The organism is Thioclava sp. PTB-PU3-1 (genome assembly GCF_055666785.1).
The window spans coordinates 39,515-57,907 of the sequence record NZ_JBVNVL010000010.1 but is presented as its reverse complement, the minus strand read 5'-3'; the positions used below and the strand labels follow the sequence as shown (position 1 = coordinate 57,907).

General features: G+C 64.5%; 16 protein-coding genes. 8 read left to right on the top strand and 8 right to left on the bottom strand.

Annotation, left to right across the window (positions count from 1 at the left end):
- Window positions 1-6: 6 nt before the first annotated feature.
- Together ACZ7GB_RS19090 and ACZ7GB_RS19085 are read right to left on the bottom strand one after the other, a co-directional pair.
- Window positions 7-1,557 (bottom strand): sugar ABC transporter ATP-binding protein, encoded by a 1,551-nt coding sequence (locus ACZ7GB_RS19090; protein ID WP_472160019.1) that lies wholly within the window; start codon window positions 1,555-1,557, stop codon window positions 7-9.
- A complete protein-coding gene (locus ACZ7GB_RS19085; RefSeq protein WP_472160018.1) occupies window positions 1,554-2,195 on the bottom strand; it encodes a DUF2291 family protein in 642 nt (213 codons plus the stop codon). The genes ACZ7GB_RS19090 and ACZ7GB_RS19085 overlap by 4 nt, the downstream gene beginning before the upstream one ends.
- Window positions 2,196-2,724: 529 nt before the next feature.
- Between ACZ7GB_RS19085 and ACZ7GB_RS19080 the strand changes: the two genes are divergently transcribed.
- From ACZ7GB_RS19080 to ACZ7GB_RS19055, 6 genes are all read left to right on the top strand, one after another.
- A complete protein-coding gene (locus ACZ7GB_RS19080) occupies window positions 2,725-4,326 on the top strand; it encodes an FGGY family carbohydrate kinase (protein ID WP_472160017.1) in 1,602 nt (533 codons plus the stop codon).
- A gap of 1 nt (window position 4,327) precedes the next feature.
- A complete protein-coding gene (locus ACZ7GB_RS19075) occupies window positions 4,328-5,836 on the top strand; it encodes a glycerol-3-phosphate dehydrogenase (protein WP_078549246.1) in 1,509 nt (502 codons plus the stop codon).
- Window positions 5,836-6,768, top strand: a complete 933-nt coding sequence (locus ACZ7GB_RS19070) for a sugar phosphate isomerase/epimerase family protein (protein ID WP_472160016.1) — start codon at window positions 5,836-5,838, stop codon at window positions 6,766-6,768. The genes ACZ7GB_RS19075 and ACZ7GB_RS19070 overlap by 1 nt, the downstream gene beginning before the upstream one ends.
- A 95-nt stretch (window positions 6,769-6,863) precedes the next feature.
- Window positions 6,864-7,799, top strand: coding sequence for a sugar-binding transcriptional regulator (locus ACZ7GB_RS19065; RefSeq protein ID WP_078521221.1), 936 nt, complete (start codon window positions 6,864-6,866; stop codon window positions 7,797-7,799).
- A gap of 22 nt (window positions 7,800-7,821) precedes the next feature.
- A complete protein-coding gene (locus tag ACZ7GB_RS19060) occupies window positions 7,822-8,589 on the top strand; it encodes a DeoR/GlpR family DNA-binding transcription regulator (protein ID WP_472160014.1) in 768 nt (255 codons plus the stop codon).
- A gap of 212 nt (window positions 8,590-8,801) precedes the next feature.
- Entirely contained in the window at window positions 8,802-9,791 is a 990-nt protein-coding gene (locus ACZ7GB_RS19055; protein WP_078571290.1) for a LysR substrate-binding domain-containing protein, read from the top strand.
- 56 nt (window positions 9,792-9,847) lie between these two features.
- Here the strand turns inward: ACZ7GB_RS19055 and ACZ7GB_RS19050 are convergent, their stop codons facing one another.
- The 6 genes from ACZ7GB_RS19050 to ACZ7GB_RS19025 form a co-directional block, all read right to left on the bottom strand.
- Window positions 9,848-11,104 carry a TRAP transporter large permease gene (locus ACZ7GB_RS19050; RefSeq protein ID WP_472160013.1) on the bottom strand — a complete coding sequence of 419 codons (1,257 nt, stop codon included), beginning with the start codon at window positions 11,102-11,104 and terminating at the stop codon, window positions 9,848-9,850.
- A gap of 11 nt (window positions 11,105-11,115) precedes the next feature.
- Window positions 11,116-11,640, bottom strand: coding sequence for a TRAP transporter small permease (locus tag ACZ7GB_RS19045; RefSeq protein ID WP_232621666.1), 525 nt, complete (start codon window positions 11,638-11,640; stop codon window positions 11,116-11,118).
- Between the two features lie 50 nt (window positions 11,641-11,690).
- Window positions 11,691-12,665, bottom strand: coding sequence for a TRAP transporter substrate-binding protein (locus ACZ7GB_RS19040; protein ID WP_078521212.1), 975 nt, complete (start codon window positions 12,663-12,665; stop codon window positions 11,691-11,693).
- A 143-nt stretch (window positions 12,666-12,808) separates the two neighbouring features.
- Entirely contained in the window at window positions 12,809-13,564 is a 756-nt protein-coding gene (locus ACZ7GB_RS19035) for a glucose 1-dehydrogenase (protein ID WP_472160012.1), read from the bottom strand.
- Window positions 13,565-13,597: 33 nt separating this feature from the next.
- Window positions 13,598-14,626, bottom strand: a complete 1,029-nt coding sequence (locus ACZ7GB_RS19030; RefSeq protein ID WP_472160011.1) for a transketolase family protein — start codon at window positions 14,624-14,626, stop codon at window positions 13,598-13,600.
- Window positions 14,623-15,474, bottom strand: a complete 852-nt coding sequence (locus ACZ7GB_RS19025) for a transketolase (protein WP_472160009.1) — start codon at window positions 15,472-15,474, stop codon at window positions 14,623-14,625. The genes ACZ7GB_RS19030 and ACZ7GB_RS19025 overlap by 4 nt, the downstream gene beginning before the upstream one ends.
- Window positions 15,475-15,701: 227 nt before the next feature.
- Here ACZ7GB_RS19025 and ACZ7GB_RS19020 point away from each other — a divergent pair, with 227 nt between their 5' ends.
- Together ACZ7GB_RS19020 and dhaL are read left to right on the top strand one after the other, a co-directional pair.
- On the top strand, window positions 15,702-16,520 hold the full coding sequence (locus tag ACZ7GB_RS19020) for a sugar phosphate isomerase/epimerase family protein (RefSeq protein WP_472160008.1): 819 nt from the start codon (window positions 15,702-15,704) through the stop codon (window positions 16,518-16,520).
- 1 nt (window position 16,521) lies between these two features.
- Window positions 16,522-18,264 (top strand): dihydroxyacetone kinase subunit DhaL, encoded by a 1,743-nt coding sequence (dhaL, locus tag ACZ7GB_RS19015; RefSeq protein ID WP_472160006.1) that lies wholly within the window; start codon window positions 16,522-16,524, stop codon window positions 18,262-18,264.
- The last annotated feature ends 129 nt before the right edge of the window (window positions 18,265-18,393 follow it).

The following is an 18,393-nucleotide window of genomic DNA, read 5'->3' as shown; positions in this document are numbered from 1 at the left end:
CCTCCCTTAGTGGTGCACGGCTTCGCCAGAGGCGGCCATGATCTGTTCTTTGGTTGCGGTGTGATCGAACTCGGCCGCGATCCGGCCCCTGTTCATCACGATGATCCGGTGGGCGATGCTCAGGCATTCGCCGACTTCCGAGGTCGAATAGAGTACGGCCAGCCCACGCTCCTGCGCGGTGCGCGCGAGCAGCTTGAAGACCTCGGCCTTCGCGCCGATGTCGATGCCGCGCGACGGCTCGTCGAGCAGGATCACCTCGGGCCGGGTGGCGAGCATCTTGCCGATGACCACCTTTTGCTGGTTGCCGCCCGAGAGCGAACCGATCATCGCGCCGCCGCCATCAGTCTTGACGGTCACTTCGCGGATCGAGTCGTCGATCACCTTGCGCTCGTCCTTGCGGCTGGTGAACAGTCCACGCGTGAAGGCGCCGATTGAGGACAGCGACAGGTTCTGACCCACGGTCATCGTCTGCACCAGCCCGTCGCGCTGTCGATCCTCTGGGACGAGCACCAGCCCGGCCTCGATGCGCTCGGCGATCGACATATGCGAGATGTCGCGCCCGTGCAGCTTCACCGCGCCGCTTTTCGCGCGCAAACGCCCGGCGGCGCATTCCATCATTTCGGTGCGCCCGGCGCCCATCAGCCCGTAGATGCAGACGATCTCGCCGGCGCGCACGCTCAGGCTCATGTGATCGACCACCAGCCCGTGACCCGATGGGTCGGGGACGCAGAGGTCTTCGACGATCAGCGAGGGTTCACCCATCTTGCTGTCGGGGGGCGTGCCGAGGTCGAACCCTTCGCCGACCATGTTGCGCACGATCCATTCGAGGTCGATCTCGTCGCGCGGCGCGTAGGCGGTCATTTCGCCATCGCGCAGAACCACCGCGTGATCGGTCACTTCCAGCGCCTCTTCGAGGTGGTGCGAGATATAGACGATGCTGACGCCCTTCGCAGTGAGGTCGTTGATCACCTTGAACAGCACTTCCACTTCCGAGGCCGATAGCGCCGAGGTCGGCTCGTCCATGATCAGGATGCGGCTTTTCGCCTGAAGGGCGCGCGCGATCTCCACGATCTGCTGCTGCCCGAGACGCAGTTCCTCCACCGGGGTGAGGGGATCGATCTCTTCTTCTAGCTCTTCCATCAGCGCGCGCGTGACCCGCTCTTCTTCGGCGAAGTCGACGCCGCGGCGGGTGCGGATTTCGCGCCCCATGAAGATGTTGTCGCGCACGTTCAGGTTCGGCGCGAGCGCGAGTTCCTGGTGGATGATCGAGATGCCCTGCGCCAGCGCGTCATTCGCGCCGTTGAAGGTGACCGGTTCGCCGTCGAGCAGAATCTGCCCCGAGGTCGGCGTCACGATTCCAGCGAGGATCTTCATCAGCGTCGATTTGCCCGCGCCGTTCTCGCCGAACAGCGTCGTCACCTGACCGCGATGGATGTCGAAATTCACGCCCTTGAGCGCCTTCACCGCACCGTAATGCTTGGCGACGTGGCGGGCCGACATGACGACCTCACCGGTCCCTCGCGGCGCCTCGGGGCGAATGCTTTGCTGCACGGTCATTGGACTTTCACCTCGACCGGCGTGATCAGCCACATTTTCGGATTGATCAGCTTGAAGGCGCCGGTGACGGTCACCGTCTTGCCGGTCAGGTTGGAGGTGTCGATCCCGTCGAGCACCTCGGCCTTCATCGCGCGGTTAATACCCGCGCCCGCATCCTGGTATTCGATCTGGTTCTTGAAGGCGCCGAAGGAGATGTCGCCGGGCGCGTCGCGCAGGTCGGTGCCGTTGATCGCGGGCCCGGTCTGGACGCGGATGCGCACGTTGTCGAGCCCATCGACATTGATATCGTAAATGCCCGATTTGCCTTCGCCGACGGTGCCGGTCACGCGCACGGGCAGCACAGGCATCGCGCCGCCGGTGCCATATTTCTTGGCGGCTGCGGATTTGTCCTCGGCCAGTGCGGCGGCGAGCGTCTTGGCGTCAACGGCGCGCTTGGCCACGTTGTCGCGGATGCGGGGGAATTCCTTGGCGCCGTAGGCATCGGGGGAGAACCCATCGACGCGGGTGTCCTGCTCGGAGCCGATGGTGACGACGGTGGTGTCGAGCCCGATCGCGACGAGGGTGCACAGCGCCACGGCGCCGACAATGACGCCCCGCCGGCCGATACGCGGTTTCATGGAAATATCGGTGGCATTCATGGCCTGTCGCTCCTCCCCTCGGGCCCCGGCGGGGCCTGTTGATCCTGTGTCGGGAGATGTTGACCCGGGCGCCAAGCGACACCGGCTCGCTCGATCCCGGCGCGCTTGAGACCAGCACCTGTCGCGCGCCGCGCGGGCGGCGTCGTCAGGGTGCGTGTCGCGGCTGAGACCTCGCGCGGCCTATCCAAAGTGCAGACCGCCATCCTCCCGTTTCGCAAGACGAATCGTGCCGATGCCCGTTCCGCCTGCCACTCGCCGAATCCACTGAATTTGCCAGCCTTTTCCTCCGTTTGGCGGGCAGTGGCGTTCGGTTCGTGCTGATCACCATACCTGAAAAAAATTACAAAGAAAGAAAAAAAATACACTCGACATGTGGTCGGGCTTGGGTATGCTTGATGCGTCTCGAGGGCAGATTTGTCCCCGAGAAGACCGCATTGGCTGGAGGGGCCGCGGTCGCAAATCAAGGGAGGAGGTCGCATGGCACAAGCGCCTTGCGTGGCTCGCCATCTGCGTCCCGAAACGGTGCAGCATGGCTGATCGCGACATCATTATCGGCATCGATGCGGGGACCTCCGTCATCAAGGCTGTGGCCTTTGATCTGTCGGGTCGGCAGATCGCGGCGGCGGCTGTGCCGAACCGCTACGACAGTGGCCCGAACGGGGCCGCGACACAGAACATGGACCGGACATGGGCCGATTGCGCCAGCGCGCTGCGCAGCCTTGGCGAGCGTGTCGACGGGCTGGCCCGCCGCACCGCTGCGCTGGCCGTGACCGCGCAGGGCGACGGTACGTGGCTCGTAGGGCAGGGCGATCGCCCGGTCGGTGATGCCTGGCTCTGGCTCGATGCGCGGGCGGCGGAGACGACCCGCAGGCTGGCCGGGCATGGCCGGGACGCGGCCCGTTTCCGCGCCACGGGCACCGCGCTCAACACCTGCCAGCAGGGCGCGCAGATGGCGCATATGGATCGCCATTGCCCCGAGCTTTTGGATCGCGCCGAGGTGGCGCTGCATTGCAAGGACTGGCTCTATCTGAACCTCACGGGCGTCCGCGCGACCGATCCCTCCGAGGCGAGCTTCACCTTTGGTGATTTCCGCACCCGCAGCTATTCCGACCTCGTGATCGAGGCGCTGGAACTGCGGAGCCGCAGCCATCTTTTGCCGCCGATCCTCGACGGCAGCCGCGAGACCCATCCGCTGAGCGACGCGGCGGCTGAGGCGACGGGGCTGCTGGCCGGCACGCCCGTCAGCCTTGGCTACGTGGATATGGTGATGACCGCGCTCGGTGCGGGCGTGCATACCGGCACGCCGGGGGCGGCTTGTTCCACTATCGGCTCGACCGGGGTGCATATGCGCGCGGTGCGCGACGAGGACGTCACGCTCAACGGGCGCTCGGGCTATGTGATCTGCCTTCCTGCAGAGGGCATGGTCACGCAGGTCCAGACGAACATGGCCGCCACGCTGAACATCGATTGGGCGCTGCGCGTCGCAGCCGACCTGATGAGCGAGACCGGCCATCCGCATGACTACGCAGATCTGGTGGCGCGGATCGACGGCTGGCTGGCCCGATCTGAACCGGGCGCGCTGCTCTATCAACCCTATGTTTCCGAGGCGGGCGAGCGCGGACCGATGGTCAACGCCAATGCTCGCGCCGGATTCATCGGCCTCTCCGCAGGTCACCGTTTCCCGGACATGATCCGCGCCGTGGTCGAAAGCCTCGGCATGGCCGCCCGCGATTGCTATGGCGCGATGGGAGAGTTGCCGCGCGAGTTGCGGTTGACCGGCGGTGCTGCGCGCTCCGGCGCGTTGCGCGGAATTCTTGCCGCGTCTGTCGGCGCCCCGGTGCGGGTGTCGGCGCGCGAGGAGGCGGGCGCCGCTGGCTGCGCCATGATGGCCGCCGTCGCAATCGGTGCCTATCCGGACATGGAAAGCTGCGTCGCCGAATGGGTCACTCCGCTTCTGGGCGAGGCCGAAGCGCCGGACCCGGCGCTTCAGACCACCTATGCAGACCTTTACCCCGCCTATGCCGAAGCCCGCGAGGCGCTCGAACCGGTATGGGACCGGCTCGCAGAGCATCGCGACCGGCGGACCACCCCCGAAATCGATGCGCCGCGCACTGCGCAAGGAGGATCGTGACATGAGCACGCAGGAACTGGATCTTTTCGTCATCGGAGGCGGCATCAACGGCGCGGGCTTCGCGCGCGACGCGGCGGGCCGTGGCCTCAAGGTGGCGCTGTGCGAGAAGGACGACCTAGCCGAGGGCACGTCGTCGCGCTCGGGCAAGCTGGTGCATGGGGGGCTGCGCTATCTCGAATATTACGAGTTCCGGCTCGTGCGCGAGGCGCTGATCGAACGCGAAGTGCTGATGAATGCCGCGCCGCATATCATCTGGCCGCTGCGCTTCGTGCTGCCGCATTCGCCGCAGGATCGCCCGGCATGGCTCGTGCGGTTGGGGCTGTTCCTCTACGACCATCTCGGCGGGCGCAAGAAGCTGCCGGGAACGCGCACGCTCGACCTGCTTCGCGATCCCGAGGGCGCGCCGCTCCTCGACAAATATACACGCGGTTTTGAGTACTCCGATTGCTGGGTCGATGATGCCCGTCTGGTGACGCTGAACGCGCTCGATGCGGCGCAGCGCGGGGCCATCGTGATGACCCGCTCGCCCGCGATCAGCGCGCGGCGCGAGGACGGCAAATGGCGGGTGGTGACGCAGAACACCCTGACCGGAGAAAAACGCGAATTTCTCGCCAAATGTCTGGTGAATGCCGCCGGGCCCTGGGTGACCGATGTGCTGACCCGGGTTGCAGGCGCCAATTCGACGCGCAATGTCCGGCTGGTCAAAGGCAGCCATATCATCGTGCCGAAATTCTGGGAGGGGCCGCATAGCTACCTCGTGCAGAATACCGACAAGCGGGTGATCTTCATCAACGCCTACGAGGGCGACAAGGCGCTGATCGGGACGACCGATATTGCCTACGAAGGCCGGGCCGAGGATGTCTCGATCGATGACGGCGAGATCACCTACCTGCTCGACTGCGTGAACCGCTACTTCAAGGAGAAGTTGCGGCGCGAGGATATCCTCGAGACCTTCTCGGGGGTGCGGCCGCTCTTCGACGACGGCAAGGGCAACCCTTCGGCGGTGACCCGCGACTATGTCTTCGATCTCGATGAGACGGGCGGCGCGCCGCTCCTGAACATCTTCGGCGGCAAGATCACCACTTTCCGCGAGCTGGCCGAACGGGGCATGCACGAGATTCGCCATGTCTTCCCGAAGATGGGCGGCGACTGGACCGAAGAGGCGGCGCTGCCGGGCGGCGACATGCCGGGGGCGGATTACGACGCGTTCCGCGAGACGCTGAAAGCTGAATATCCGTGGATGTCTCGGGACTTGCGCGAATATTACGGACGTCGCTACGGGACGCTCACGCATCGGATCGTGGGCACGGCCAATGACCCCAAAGGTCTCGGGCGCCATTTCGGCGGGCACCTCTACGAGGCCGAGGTGACGTGGCTGGTCGAGAACGAATGGGCGGCCACGGCGGAGGATATCCTCTGGCGGCGCACCAAGCACCGGCTGACCATGTCCGAGGCCGAGATCGCGGCCTTCACCGAATGGTTCGACACGGCGCATGCGGTGGCTGCCTGATGGGACTGACGCTGTCTTTGAATACCAATCCGCTGGTGAACCGCTTCGCCGATCCGGATGACCTGATCGATTGCGTCGCCCGCGATCTGCGAATCCGCGACCTGCAACTGACGCACGAGTTCATCAACCCGTCCTGGCCCGCGCCGGTGATCCGACGTCTGACGCGGCAGATGAGCGCGGCGCTGTCGCGGACCGGGGTGCGTGTGACCTCTGGGATGACGGGGCCTTACGGGCGGCTGAACCATTTCGGCCATCCCGACCGCGACGTGCGGCGCTACTATGTCGACTGGTTCAAGACTTTCGCGGACATCACCGCGGATCTCGGCGGCACGTCTGTGGGCACGCAGTTCGCCATCCTGACCTATCGCGAGCAGGACGACCCGGCCAAGCGCGAAGAGATGATCCGGATCGCCATCGACTGCTGGGCCGAAGTGGCCGAGCACGGCAAGGCCGCCGGGCTGGACTATGTCTTCTGGGAGCCGATGAGCGTGGCGCGCGAATTCGGCGAGACCATCTCCGAATGCATGGCGCTGCAGGACCGGCTGACCGCAGCGAATATGGCGATTCCGATTTGGATGATGGCCGATATCGACCATGGCGACGTGACCTCCCAGAACCCGGACGATTTCGACCCTTATGCCTGGGCGCGGGCGGTGCCGAAGGTTTCTCCGATCATCCACATCAAGCAAAGCCTGATGGACAAGGGCGGGCATCGGCCCTTCACGGCGGAGTTCAACGCGCGCGGCCGCATCCAGCCCGAGCCACTGCTCAAGGCCTTTGCCGAGGGCGGCGCGGCGGATAACGAGATCTGCCTCGAGCTGTCCTTCAAGGAACGCGAGCCCAACGACCGCGAGGTGATCCCGCAGATCGCCGAGAGCGTGGCGTTCTGGGCGCCGCATATCGACACCGGTGCTTCCGACCTCAAGGTCTGAGGTCCGGGCAACGCGGCGGGGCTTCCCTAGGCCTTGCCTGCGCCTTATCAATAACGCCGCGCAACGATCTTGCGCGGCCCGAGCCGAAGGACAGCATGAACGACACCGATGAAACACTCGCCATCCGCGCAGCGTGGATGCACTACGTGGGCGGGCTCACGCAGGCCAAGGTCGCCAAGCGGCTCGGTTTGCCGTCGGTCAAGGCCCACCGGCTGATCGCCAAGGCGGTGGCCGACGGTAGGGTGAAAGTGTCGATCGAGGGCGATATCGTCGAATGCGTCGAGCTGGAGACGCGGCTGTTCGAGACCTACGATCTCAAGCTCTGCGAAGTCGCGCCGGATATCGGGGAAGAGGGCTTGCCGCTGCGCGCATTGGCACTGGCGGGCGCGGCCTATCTCAAGCGTCAGTTCGAAGCGGGCGAGCATTCGATCATCGGGTTGGGACATGGCCGTACCTTGGCCGAAGTGACCCGGCAACTGCCGCGTACCGATGCCAAGGGGCTGCATTTCGTCTCGCTGCTTGGCGGGCTGACCCGCAATTTCGCGGCGAACCCTCATGACGTGATGCATCGCATCGCGGAGAAAACCGGCGCGCGCGCCTATGTCATGCCGGTGCCGTTCTTCGCCAATACCGTCGAGGACCGCGAGGTGCTGCTGTCGCAGCGCGGCGTCGATGAGGTCTTCCGCATGGCGCAATCCGCGACGCTTAAGATTGTCGGTATCGGCACCGCGACAGCTGATGCTCAGCTGGTCTCCTCGGGGATGATCGAACCGGGTGAGATCGAGGCGATTGCAGCGGCGGGCGCGCAGGGCGAGATGCTGGGCGATTTCTTCGACGCCTCCGGGAATGTTGTAGAAACCACGCTTTCCGCCCGAACGCTCGCAGTGGGCTACGATCCCGAGCGCGAAGAGGATATCGTCGCGATCGCGGGCGGGCCGGACAAGGTCGAAGCGATCCGGGCAGTTCTGCGGTCTGGCAGGGTGGCCGGGCTGATCACCGACGAGCGGACCGCGCGCGCGCTATTGAGCTGACGGCACGCAAAGGACGACCCTGATGAAACGAGACGACCGGAGGCAGAGCATCCTCGACGCACTGGTACGCGACGGGGCGGTGCAGCTTGACGAGTTGGCTGAACGGTTCGGCGTCTCGAAAATGACGATCCACCGCGATCTCGACGATCTCGAAACGGAAGGGCTGCTGCGCAAAATCCGGGGCGGCGCCACGATCGAGCCCGGCTCGCAATTCGAGAGCGATTTCCGGTTCCGCCAGCTGCAGGGCCATGACCTCAAGGAGCGGATGGCCCGCGCCGCGCTCGAATGGGTGGAGCCGGGGATGACCGTGATGGTCAACGATGGCTCGACCGCGTCCGTGTTGGGCAGCTTGTTGCCGGAGAAGCGTCCGTTGACGGTGATCACCAACAACGACGCGGTGATGGAGGCCCTGAAAGCCGAGCCGGGGATGACGGTCATCGCGCTGGGCGGGCGCTATTCGGCGAAATACAACGCGTGGGTCGGTCGGGTCACGGAAGGCGCGCTGGCCACGCTGCGCGCCGATCTGGCCTTCATCTCGACGCCGGCGGCGGGCGATGGGCGCGTCTATCACATGGACGACGACATCACGCGTGCGAAACGGGGCATGATGGACGCCGCCGCGCAGTCGGTGCTGCTGATCAACCATCTGCGTTTCGACCGGACGGCGCTGCACGTTCTGGCTGACTTCTCGGAATTCGCGGCGGTCATCACCGATGCCGAACCGTCGGAAGCAGCCCGGGCGCAGATCGAAGCCACGGGGGCCGCGCTCAAAGTCGCGAAAAGCGGGTAGGGCACCGCAGTTTCCGCCCTTTGTCACGATGGCGGGCTGGTTGCGCCATCGGGAAAGCGCAGTGAATTGAAGCAGCGCTTCACAGGGTTTGCATCTGCCATTAAAGATCATGGAAAGACTTGCCGCGATGCCGGGCAGCATCCGTGACGGCTTCCGCCACACGATTTGCGCGCGATCGTATCCGGCACGGTCGTATTTCCAAGGCGCAGGACATGCTCAAAGACATCAATCTCAACGCGATGAATCACTTCGAGGCCGTCGCTCGGCTCGGCGGCATATCGAAGGCGGCCGAGGAGCTGGGCGTGTCGCCTTCCGCCGTCAGCCAACAGATCCGGCAGTTCGAGCAGCAAATGGGTGTGCGCCTGTTCAAACGGGAGAAGCGGCGACTGTCACTGACACTGGATGGCGAACGACTGTTCCAGACGACGACGCAGGCGTTCCGGATGATGCGTGACGTGCGCTCCGCGATCCAGCGCCAGCGCGAGACGCGCCATTTCATCCTGCGGGTGTCGCCCTCTTTCGCGGTGCGCTGGCTGTCTCCGCGGCTCAAGTCGTTTCTCGAGCTTGCGCCGAACTGGGACATGCGGATCGATGCCGCGCCCGATTTCTCCGACTTCGAGACGGAGGTCGTCGATCTGGACCTGCGCTATGGCGAAGGCGGCTGGACTGGCCTGCATGAAGAACCGGTGGTCCATGACCTCGTGCTGCCGATGTGTTCCCCCGGGTATTTGGAAGAGTTGCGCGCGCTGTCCGACGATCCGATCGGGCAGTTGCGACAGGCGCGGCTGATCGACTCGGTGAAGACCCATTACCGGTGGGATTTCTGGCTGGCGCGGCACGGCATCATGGGAGAGCGGATGATCTACCCGATGCGGTTCGACCGCTCTTCGATGGCAATTCAGTTGGCGACTGACGGGGCTGGGGTCGTTCTGGAAAGCACGACGCTTGCGCTGAACGAGCTGGAGCGTGGCGCCCTTGTCCCGCTGTCGACCGCGTTCGAGGCGATCCGTTTCCCTGCCTACTGGCTCGTCTCTCCGGCGCGCCATACCAGCCGTCGGATCGTGCGGATCTTCTCGGACTGGATGCGGGAGGAGGGCGCCGCTCATGATGCGCGCGCCTCGGCGCTGATCACTGGCTTGGGCTGCCGCATCCGCGAGCAGCGTGGGCGACAGCTACCGGGAGAAGAGTACCTGCCCGAATGAAATACGCGCGCCCTGTTGCCAAGGCGCGCGCAATGGATGCGGAAGCTGGATCCGGGTCAGTAGATGGTCAGCGCCGGCACGTAGGAGATCAGCGCCAGCACGAGGATCGCCACGAGGTAGAAGGGCGCCAGCGCGCGCACCACCTCCATCACGCCAACCCGTGCGATCGCGGCTGAGATGAACAGCGTGGTTCCCACCGGTGGCGTATAGAGACCGATCGACAGGTTCACGACCATCATCAGGCCAAGCTGCACCGGATCGAGACCGATCGTATGCCCGATCGTCACGAAGAGCGGGCCAAGCAGCAGCACCGCTGCGGGCAGATCGAGGAACGCGCCCACGATCAACATCACCACGTTCAGCGCGAGGATCACCAGCCAGCGCTCCTGAATGGTCGCAGCCACCCATGCGGCGAGCTCTTGCGGCACGCGCTCTGCGGTCAGCAGCCACTGGATCGTGGAGGACGCCATGATGATGAACATGACCGCGCCGGTCATCATCGCTGTGTCGACCACCGCCTCCCACAGGGATTTGGGGTTGAGATCACGGTAGATGACACCGCTGACCAAAAGAGCATAGGCGACCGCCATGACGCTGACCTCGGTGGGGGTCGCCACGCCGAAGCGGAGGGTGCCGATCACGAAGACGGGCATGAGCAGGGCCGGGATCGCGCTGAAGATTTGGCTACGGAAGGCGGCGAAGCCTCCTTCCAGCGGCGAGCGCGGCAGATTGCGGCGGCGCGCCACGATCGCGACGGCAATGAACATGCCGACACCCAGCATCACCCCCGGCAGGATGCCCGCGACGAAGAGGTTGATGATCGAGGTTCCCGAGACCAGCCCGTACAGAATGAGCGGGATCGACGGCGGGATCAGGACCGAGACGGTCGAGGAGGCAGAGTTGATCGCCCCCGAGAAACCGCCCGGATAGCCTTCGGCTTTCTGCACCGGGATCAGCGCGTTGCCCATCGCGGTCGCATCGGCCACAGCCGAGCCCGAGACACCGCCGAACATCACCGATCCGAGGATCGAGACCTGTCCCAGGCCACCCTTGAAATTCCCCACGACCAGACGCGCGATATTCACCAGATAGGTGCCGAACCGCCCCGCCATCATCAGGTTGCCGGCAAGGATGAAGAACGGCACCGCCAGCATCGGAAAGCTTTGCGTCGGCGTGTAGAGACGCTGCACGATCACCGCCAGCGGCTTGTGGTCGAGCCACAGCGCGGCGGCGACGCCGCCCAGCATCGCATGTGCCACCGGCACGGCAAGCGCGAGCAGCACGAAGAAGACGAAGATCATGACACCGGCCATTGCGGGTCTCCTCAGCTCAGGCTTGCATGGGCGGGATCGTCATCCATCACGGACTTGCCCCCCAGCAGCAACACGATGTCGAGCGCGGCGATGATGGCCATCGCTCCGAAAGAATAGACCATGCTGGAATAGCCCCAGATCGCCTTGACCCCGAGGGTCGACAGCGTCTGGAAGGTCGAGGCGCGCAGGATCGGCTGGCTGGACCAGAGGACCGAGATCGAGATCACGATGATCGCGGCTTCGACAAACAGCATGAAGGCGCGCCGAACCCGGGCTCCGGCCAACTCCGGCAACAAGGTGATCGCGATGTTGCGCGAGCGCGCGGTGGCGATGACGATGCCGCCAGCCACGAGCCATGGCAGCAGGATCGCATGGATTTCATAGGCCCACGGGATGCCCTTGCCGGCCCCGTAGCGCAGGATCACGTTTGTCAAAAGCGCCACGAACAGCACCGAAAGCGTGCCCGCAGCGATCAGCTTTCCCGACCATTCCAGCAGGTCGATCACGCCTTGCGCGAGGCGCAGGAAGGGGCGCATACGCCCCCTCCCTTCGCCTGATCCCGCGGCGTCGCTGCGGTCAGAGTCGATCATTCCAGCCCCGCAGCCTTTTTGAGTTCGGCGACCGTATCGGGGTAGTCCTTGGCGTATTTGTCATAGACCGACTTGGTTGCCTCGATATAAGCCGCGCGGTCCGCCTCAGCGAACTTGGCGCCGTCTGCCTCCATCTTCGGCATCAGCTCCTTGTCTGCCTTGAGCGACATGTCACGCTCCATCGCGCCCGCTTCCGAGGTCGCCTTGAGCGCGCAATCCTGCGTCGCCTTATCAAGGCCTTCCCACCACGACAGGCTGGCCACGACCGGGGTGCTTTCATACTTGTGCCCGGTCATCGTGATGTAGGGCGTGATCTCCTGCAGCTTGGCCGAGTTGATGTTGGTCAGCGGGTTTTCCTGACCGTCGAACACGCCCGATTGCAGCGCCGAGGGCAGTTCGGACCACGCCAGCGGCGCGGGCGATGCGCCGAGCGCGTCGAAGATGTCGATCGTCATCTGATCCGGGGGGGTGCGGATCTTCAGGCCTTTGAGGTCGGCAGGCTCTTTGACGAACTTGTTGACCGTGGTGATGTTGCGAATGCCGTTATCCCAGAAGCCGAGGATCTTGAGCCCGGCTTTTTGTGCGTCCGCGTCAAGCGAGTCACCCACCGGCCCGTCGAGCACTTTCCACGCGGTTGGCAGATCCTTGAACAGGAAGGGCAGGCCCAGCAGACCGATCTGCGGCACGATCTGCGCCATCGGACCCTGGCTGTTAGCCGTGACCTGAATCACGCCCGCCGCGGTCGAGGTCAGCATCTCAGAGTCGTCGCCCATCGTGGCCGAGGCCGCGACGTTCACCGTATCCTTGCCGTCGGTGCATTGGCTAAAGATTTCAGCCCATTTTTCCGCCGCGATGTAGCGCGGGTTTCCAGGGTTCGCACCGTGCGCGAAGATCACCTCGTCAGCCTGCGCCGTAGAGGCCCCCGCAAGGGCCGTCGCGCCGAGAAGTGCGATGGTCAACATAGATTTCATTGGTCTCTCTCCCGATTGGTTCGGACGGTCTCCTCACCGTCCCGCCGGATTGGCTCCGGCTTCATCCGGCCCACCTCACTGCGGGCCGGAGATTAGTTGCCTTGCGGTCAGGCACAACCGCGAACAGGCGTTATTCGGTCGGCCTAGTGAATGAGCGAGCCGCCATTCACGTCGACTTCGGTGCCGGTGCAGTAGGCCGAAAGGTCAGAGGCAAGGAACAGCGCGCAGCCAGCCACATCCTCTGCCGTGCCCGCGCGTCCCATCGGAATTCCGGCGAGGACTTGCGTGCGCATCTCTTCGGTCAGCTTGCCCGCGGTGATGTCGGTGGCGATGAAGCCCGGGCAGAGCGCGTTCACGCGCACGCCGTCGGGGGCAAGCTCGCGCGCCGAGGCCTTGGTCAGCCCCAGCACGCCCGCCTTCGCGGCCGAATAGTGCGGGCCACCGAAGATGCCACCGCCGCGCTGCGCGGAAACCGAGGACAGGTTCACGATCGAACCGGCCTTGCGCTCGCGGAAATGCGGCGTCAGCGCCTGCGTCATGTAGAGCGTGCCACGCAGGCTCACATCGGTCACCGCGTCGTAATTCTCCGGCATGATGTCCATGAGCTTGAGCGGCTGGGTGATGCCCGCATTGTTCACGAGGATATCCACCGCGCCCCATTTGGCGATCAACTCGTCTGCGGCGGCCTGACAGGCTGCCTTGTCGACGACGTTGCAGGCGAGGCCGACATGTCCCTCGCCGGGCAGATCGGCGGCAGCGGCAGCGGCCTGATCCGCGTCGAGGTCGAGGATCGCCACGGTCGCGCCATGCTGCGCGAAAAGCGTCGCCGTCGCCTTGCCGAGCCCGCGGGGGCTGGCCGCCCCGGTCACGAGGGCAAATTTACCGTCCAGAAGTCCCATTGTGTTCCTTTCTTCGTGTCGTTGGCGCGGCGCTCAGAGCCAGCCGCGGATCTGTTGGGCGACCTTCGCGGTGCTCAGGCCATAGAGGTCATGAAGCGTGGGCAGCGCGCCCGCTTCGAGAAATTGGTCGGGCAGCGCGATCTGGCGGAAAGCCGGCGTCACACCTGCGCGCAGGAGGGAGCGGGCAACCGCTTCGCCCAGCCCGCCGACTTCGGAGTGGTTCTCGGCGGTGACGAGAAGTCGGCCCTTGCCGGCCTCGGCGAGGATCGTCTCGGTATCGAGTGGCTTGATCGTCGGGCAGTGCAGAACCGCGACGTCGATCCCGTCCTTGGCCAGCAACTCCGCCGCGTCGAGCGCGCGCATGGTCATGATCCCCGAGGAGACCACCAGAACGTCGCGCCCCTCGCGGATCATCTGCGCGCGGCCCAGCTCGAACTGGTAGTCGGGCCGGTAGCGGGTGATCACCGAAGGCACCTTGCCCCGCAGAAGCCGGGCATAGACCGGCCCATCATGGGCGATCATCGCAGGCACCATCTGCGCGACATCGGTCGCGTCACAGGGATCGAGAATGGTCAGGTTCGGCAGCCCGCGGAAGATCGCGAGATCCTCGGTCGCCTGATGGCTCGGGCCGTAACCCGTGGTCAGGCCCGGCAAGCCGCAGACGATCTTGACCGGCAGGTTCTCCTCCGCGATCGCCATGCAGATGAAGTCATAGGCCCGACGCGAGGCGAAGACCGAGTAGGTCGTCGCGAAAGGAATGAAGCCCTCATGCGCCATCCCTGCCGCTGCCGACATCAGAAGCTGCTCGGCCATGCCCATCTGGTAGAAACGGTCGGGATAGGCCTGCGCGAAGACATGCAGATCGGTATATTTCGCGAGATCCGCAGTCAGCCCCACGATACGAGGATCGTCCTTGGCGGCCTTGACCAGCGCATGCCCGAAGGGGGCGGCGACGGTGTCATAGCCTTCCGCCGCCAGCGAAGCGATCATCGCGCTCGTCGCGACCTTCGTTTCGGGCACGCGGCGGGGTTCGTATTTGCGGGCGCGGGCTGCGGCGGTCATGCGGGCACCTCTGCGTCTAGAATATCCAGTGCGCGCGTCCACTCATCGGGCTCAACGCGGACGAAATGGGTGATCTCGCGCTCTTCAAGAAACGGCACGCCCTTGCACATCTTCGTATTGCAGATGATCACGCGGGGCTTTGGCTCGGGGCAGGTGCGGGCAGCGTCAAAGGCCGCGACCAGCGCATCGAGGTCATTGCCGTCGACTTCCTGCGCGTGCCAGCCAAAGGCCTCCCATTTCGGTGCCTCGGCCCCGACGGCGAGCGCGTCACGGGTCGGGCCATCGGCCTGCTGATTGTTGAAATCGACGATGCAGATCAGGTTACTCAGACGGTGCTGGGTTGCCGACATCACGGCCTCCCAAGTCGAGCCTTCGCCCAGTTCGCCATCGGACATCAGGTTGTAGACGAACTGATCGCCGCCCTTCGCCTTCAGCCCGAGCGCCATGCCGACCGCGATGCCCAGCCCATGGCCGAGGCTGCCGCCGGTGATCTCCATCCCCGGCGTGTAAGAGGCCATGCCCGACATCGGCATCCGCGAGTCGTCCATCCCGTAGGTGCCGATCTCGTCCTCGGGCAGGATGCCCGCCTCGATCAGCGCGGCATAAAGAGCAATCGCATAGTGGCCGATCGACAGCAGGAAACGATCGCGCCCTTCCCATTCGGGATCGTCGGCGCGCAGATTTAATGCGTGGAAATAAGAGGTTGCCAGAACGTCCGCCACACCAAGCGCCTGACCGACATAGCCCTGTCCCTGGACTTCGCCCATCTGGAGCGCTTTGCGACGGATGCCCCAGGCGCGGCGCGCCAACGAGACGTTCGACCGCGGATTTGCGGTAAGTTCTGGCATGGTTCCTCCCCTGCGGCGATCCTCCATCAGCCGCATCCTGCCCAGAACACTGCCGCGAGGAGCGCTCCAAAAAAAGAAAGGAAACTTAAACTCGTTGTTAGTATTTCTTCACAACTTCCCGGCTGGTTTTGATGTCCGAGCGGTGGTTTCCCCGCTACTCCTGTTGGGGAAGCTCTGCGCGCTACACTGAGGAGGTCGTGTGCGGGGCATGACTACGGGAGGACATCATGAAACTGGGTTTGGGCAGTTACGCCTATCGCTGGTCCATCGGGATCAAGGATCAGATCCCCTCTAAGCCACTGACGGCATTCGACCTTCTGGATCGTGCGGAAGCGCTCGGACTTGAGGTCGTGCAATATGCGGACAACATGCCGCTGGATCGTTACACTGCGGACGATCATCACAAGCTCTACGAGATCGCCCAACAAAAGGGCCTTCAACTCGAGCTTGGGACGCAATGTTTCGATGCCGATGAAGTCGACCGCTATATCGAGATCGGCCAGCGTCTTCACTCAAAGATTATGCGCGTGGCTCTCGATGCCGAAGACAGCCACATGCCGGTGGCCGCGCTGGCCGAGCAGTTGCGCCCGCGGGTCGATCGTGCGCGTGCCGCAGGCATGAAAATCGCGATCGAGAACCACTTCAACTATCCCAGCCCGCGTATGGTCGAGCTGCTGGAAGCGGTCGGCGACGATCACCTCGGGGTCTGTCTCGACGTGGCGAATTCGATCTGTGCAAACGAGTGGCCCGAAGAGACGATCAGCCTCTTGGCGCCGTGGACGATCAACCTGCACCTGAAGGATTACGAGATCACGCCCGACCCCTATGGCGTCGGCTTCCGCATTCATGGCGTGCCCTTGGGCACGGGCCGCGCGCCGATCGCGTGGACCCTCGACCAGCTGGCGCATTGCCCCGCCGACATGAGCGTGATCCTCGAACATTGGCTGATGCTGGAGAGCGATGGCCTAGAAGCGGCGATCGCCAAGGAACAGCCGTGGATCGAACAGACGACCGCGGCTGCGAAAACTTTTACCGAGGGGCGCTGAGATGACCGACGACATTCGCACCAAGAAACTGATGAACGCGCCCGAGGACATCATCCCCGAGGCGATCGAAGGAATGCTTTCCGCCCATCCCGACCTGCTGAGTGTCGAGGGTGCCACGCGCCGCGCGATCGTGGCCAAGGACGGCCCGCGCGACGGCAAGGTGGGCATCATCATCGGTGGCGGTTCGGGGCACGAACCGGCCTTCGCGGGCTATGTCGGGCGCGGCCTGGCGGATGCGGCTGCGGTCGGCAACGTCTTTGCCTCGCCTTCGCCCGAGCACATCATGGATGCCGCGCGCGCGGTGGAGGGGGGCGCGGGGGTGATGTTCCTCTATGGGAATTACACCGGCGACGTCATGAATTTCGACATGGCCGCCGAGGAATGCGAGGGGATGGGTATTCCCGCCCGCTCGGTTCAGGTCACCGATGACGTGGCCTCGGCGCCCAAGGGCCGGGAGAAAGAAAGACGCGGCATCGCCGGGGATTTCTTCGTCTTCAAGATCGCGGGCGCTGCCGCCGAGGCCGGTCGCGATCTCGAAGCCTGCTATGCCGCAGCACAGCACGCCAATGACAATTGCCGGTCTATGGGCGTCGCGCTGAGTGCGTGCTCCTTGCCCCAGACCGGCAAGCTGAATTTCGACCTCGGTCCGCGCGAGATGGAAATAGGCATGGGGATCCATGGTGAACCTGGCATGCGTCGCGGTCATCTCGAAAGTGCCGATGCGGTCAGCGACGAGCTGATGCAGGCGATCCTGACCGACATGGAACTGGGCAAGGGGGACGAGGTCGCAGTGCTGGTCAACGGATTGGGCGCAACCGGGCCGCTGGAGCTTTACATCCTGCACCGCCGGATCGCGCAGATTCTTGGCGAGCGCGACGTGAAAATCCACCATAGCTGGGTCGGAGAATACTGCACCTCTCTGGAAATGGCCGGGGCTTCGGTCACGCTGCTCAAGCTGGACGACGACCTCAAGACGCTGCTCGATATGCCGTGCCGGACACCTGCGCTCACGGTCGCCGGAAACCTCGAGCCGGTGGGCAAGCGCACCCGCCGCACTCATGCCGCCGCCTCCAGCACGAGCGGGATCGAGCGGTCCGACCTTGCTATCGACGGCCCTGTCACGCCTGTGCGTTTCCGCCAGATGATGCTGGCGATTGCAGATGCGATCCACGCGAACCGCGACTGGCTGTCGGAGCTCGACGGGGTCATCGGGGATGGCGATCACGGCGTCACGATGGACATCGGCTGGACCGCTGTGCGCAAGGAGTTGAAAGACCCGACGGATGAAACCGTGACCGAGACCTGCGCGCGCATGGCCAAGGCGTTTCTCGACGCGGTCGGCGCGTCTTCCGGGCCACTTTATGCGACCGCCTTCCGCAAGGCGGGCGAGGCTGTGTCCGATCGGCTAAACCTCGATGCCGGTGCGATGGTCGCGTGGATCGAAGGGATTTGCGCAGGCATCCAGTCGCGCGGTGGCGCACAGGTCGGCGATAAGACGATGATCGACGCATGGGTTCCGGCGGTGGCGAAAGCGCGCGAGACCCTGCAATCGGGCGGTGACGTGATCGCCTGCCTCGACGCGGCTTGCGCCGGTGCAAAAAACGGTCGCGACTACACCGCTGAAATCGAAAGCCGCCGGGGCCGGTCGGCCAAACTGGGGGAACGCTCTGTCGGGCACATGGACCCGGGCGCGGCCTCGGCCCATGTCATGCTGGTCGCGATGACCGAGGCCTTGCGCGATTGATCATGATCGGGGCGCTCTCAAGGGCGCCCCGCCCGTCATAGCGATCAATGTCCGAAATCCTCGATTTCGGGTAGTCCCGTTTGCGAGGGTCACTTCACCACCCCGACGATTTCGTGGGCGAGGTTGTCC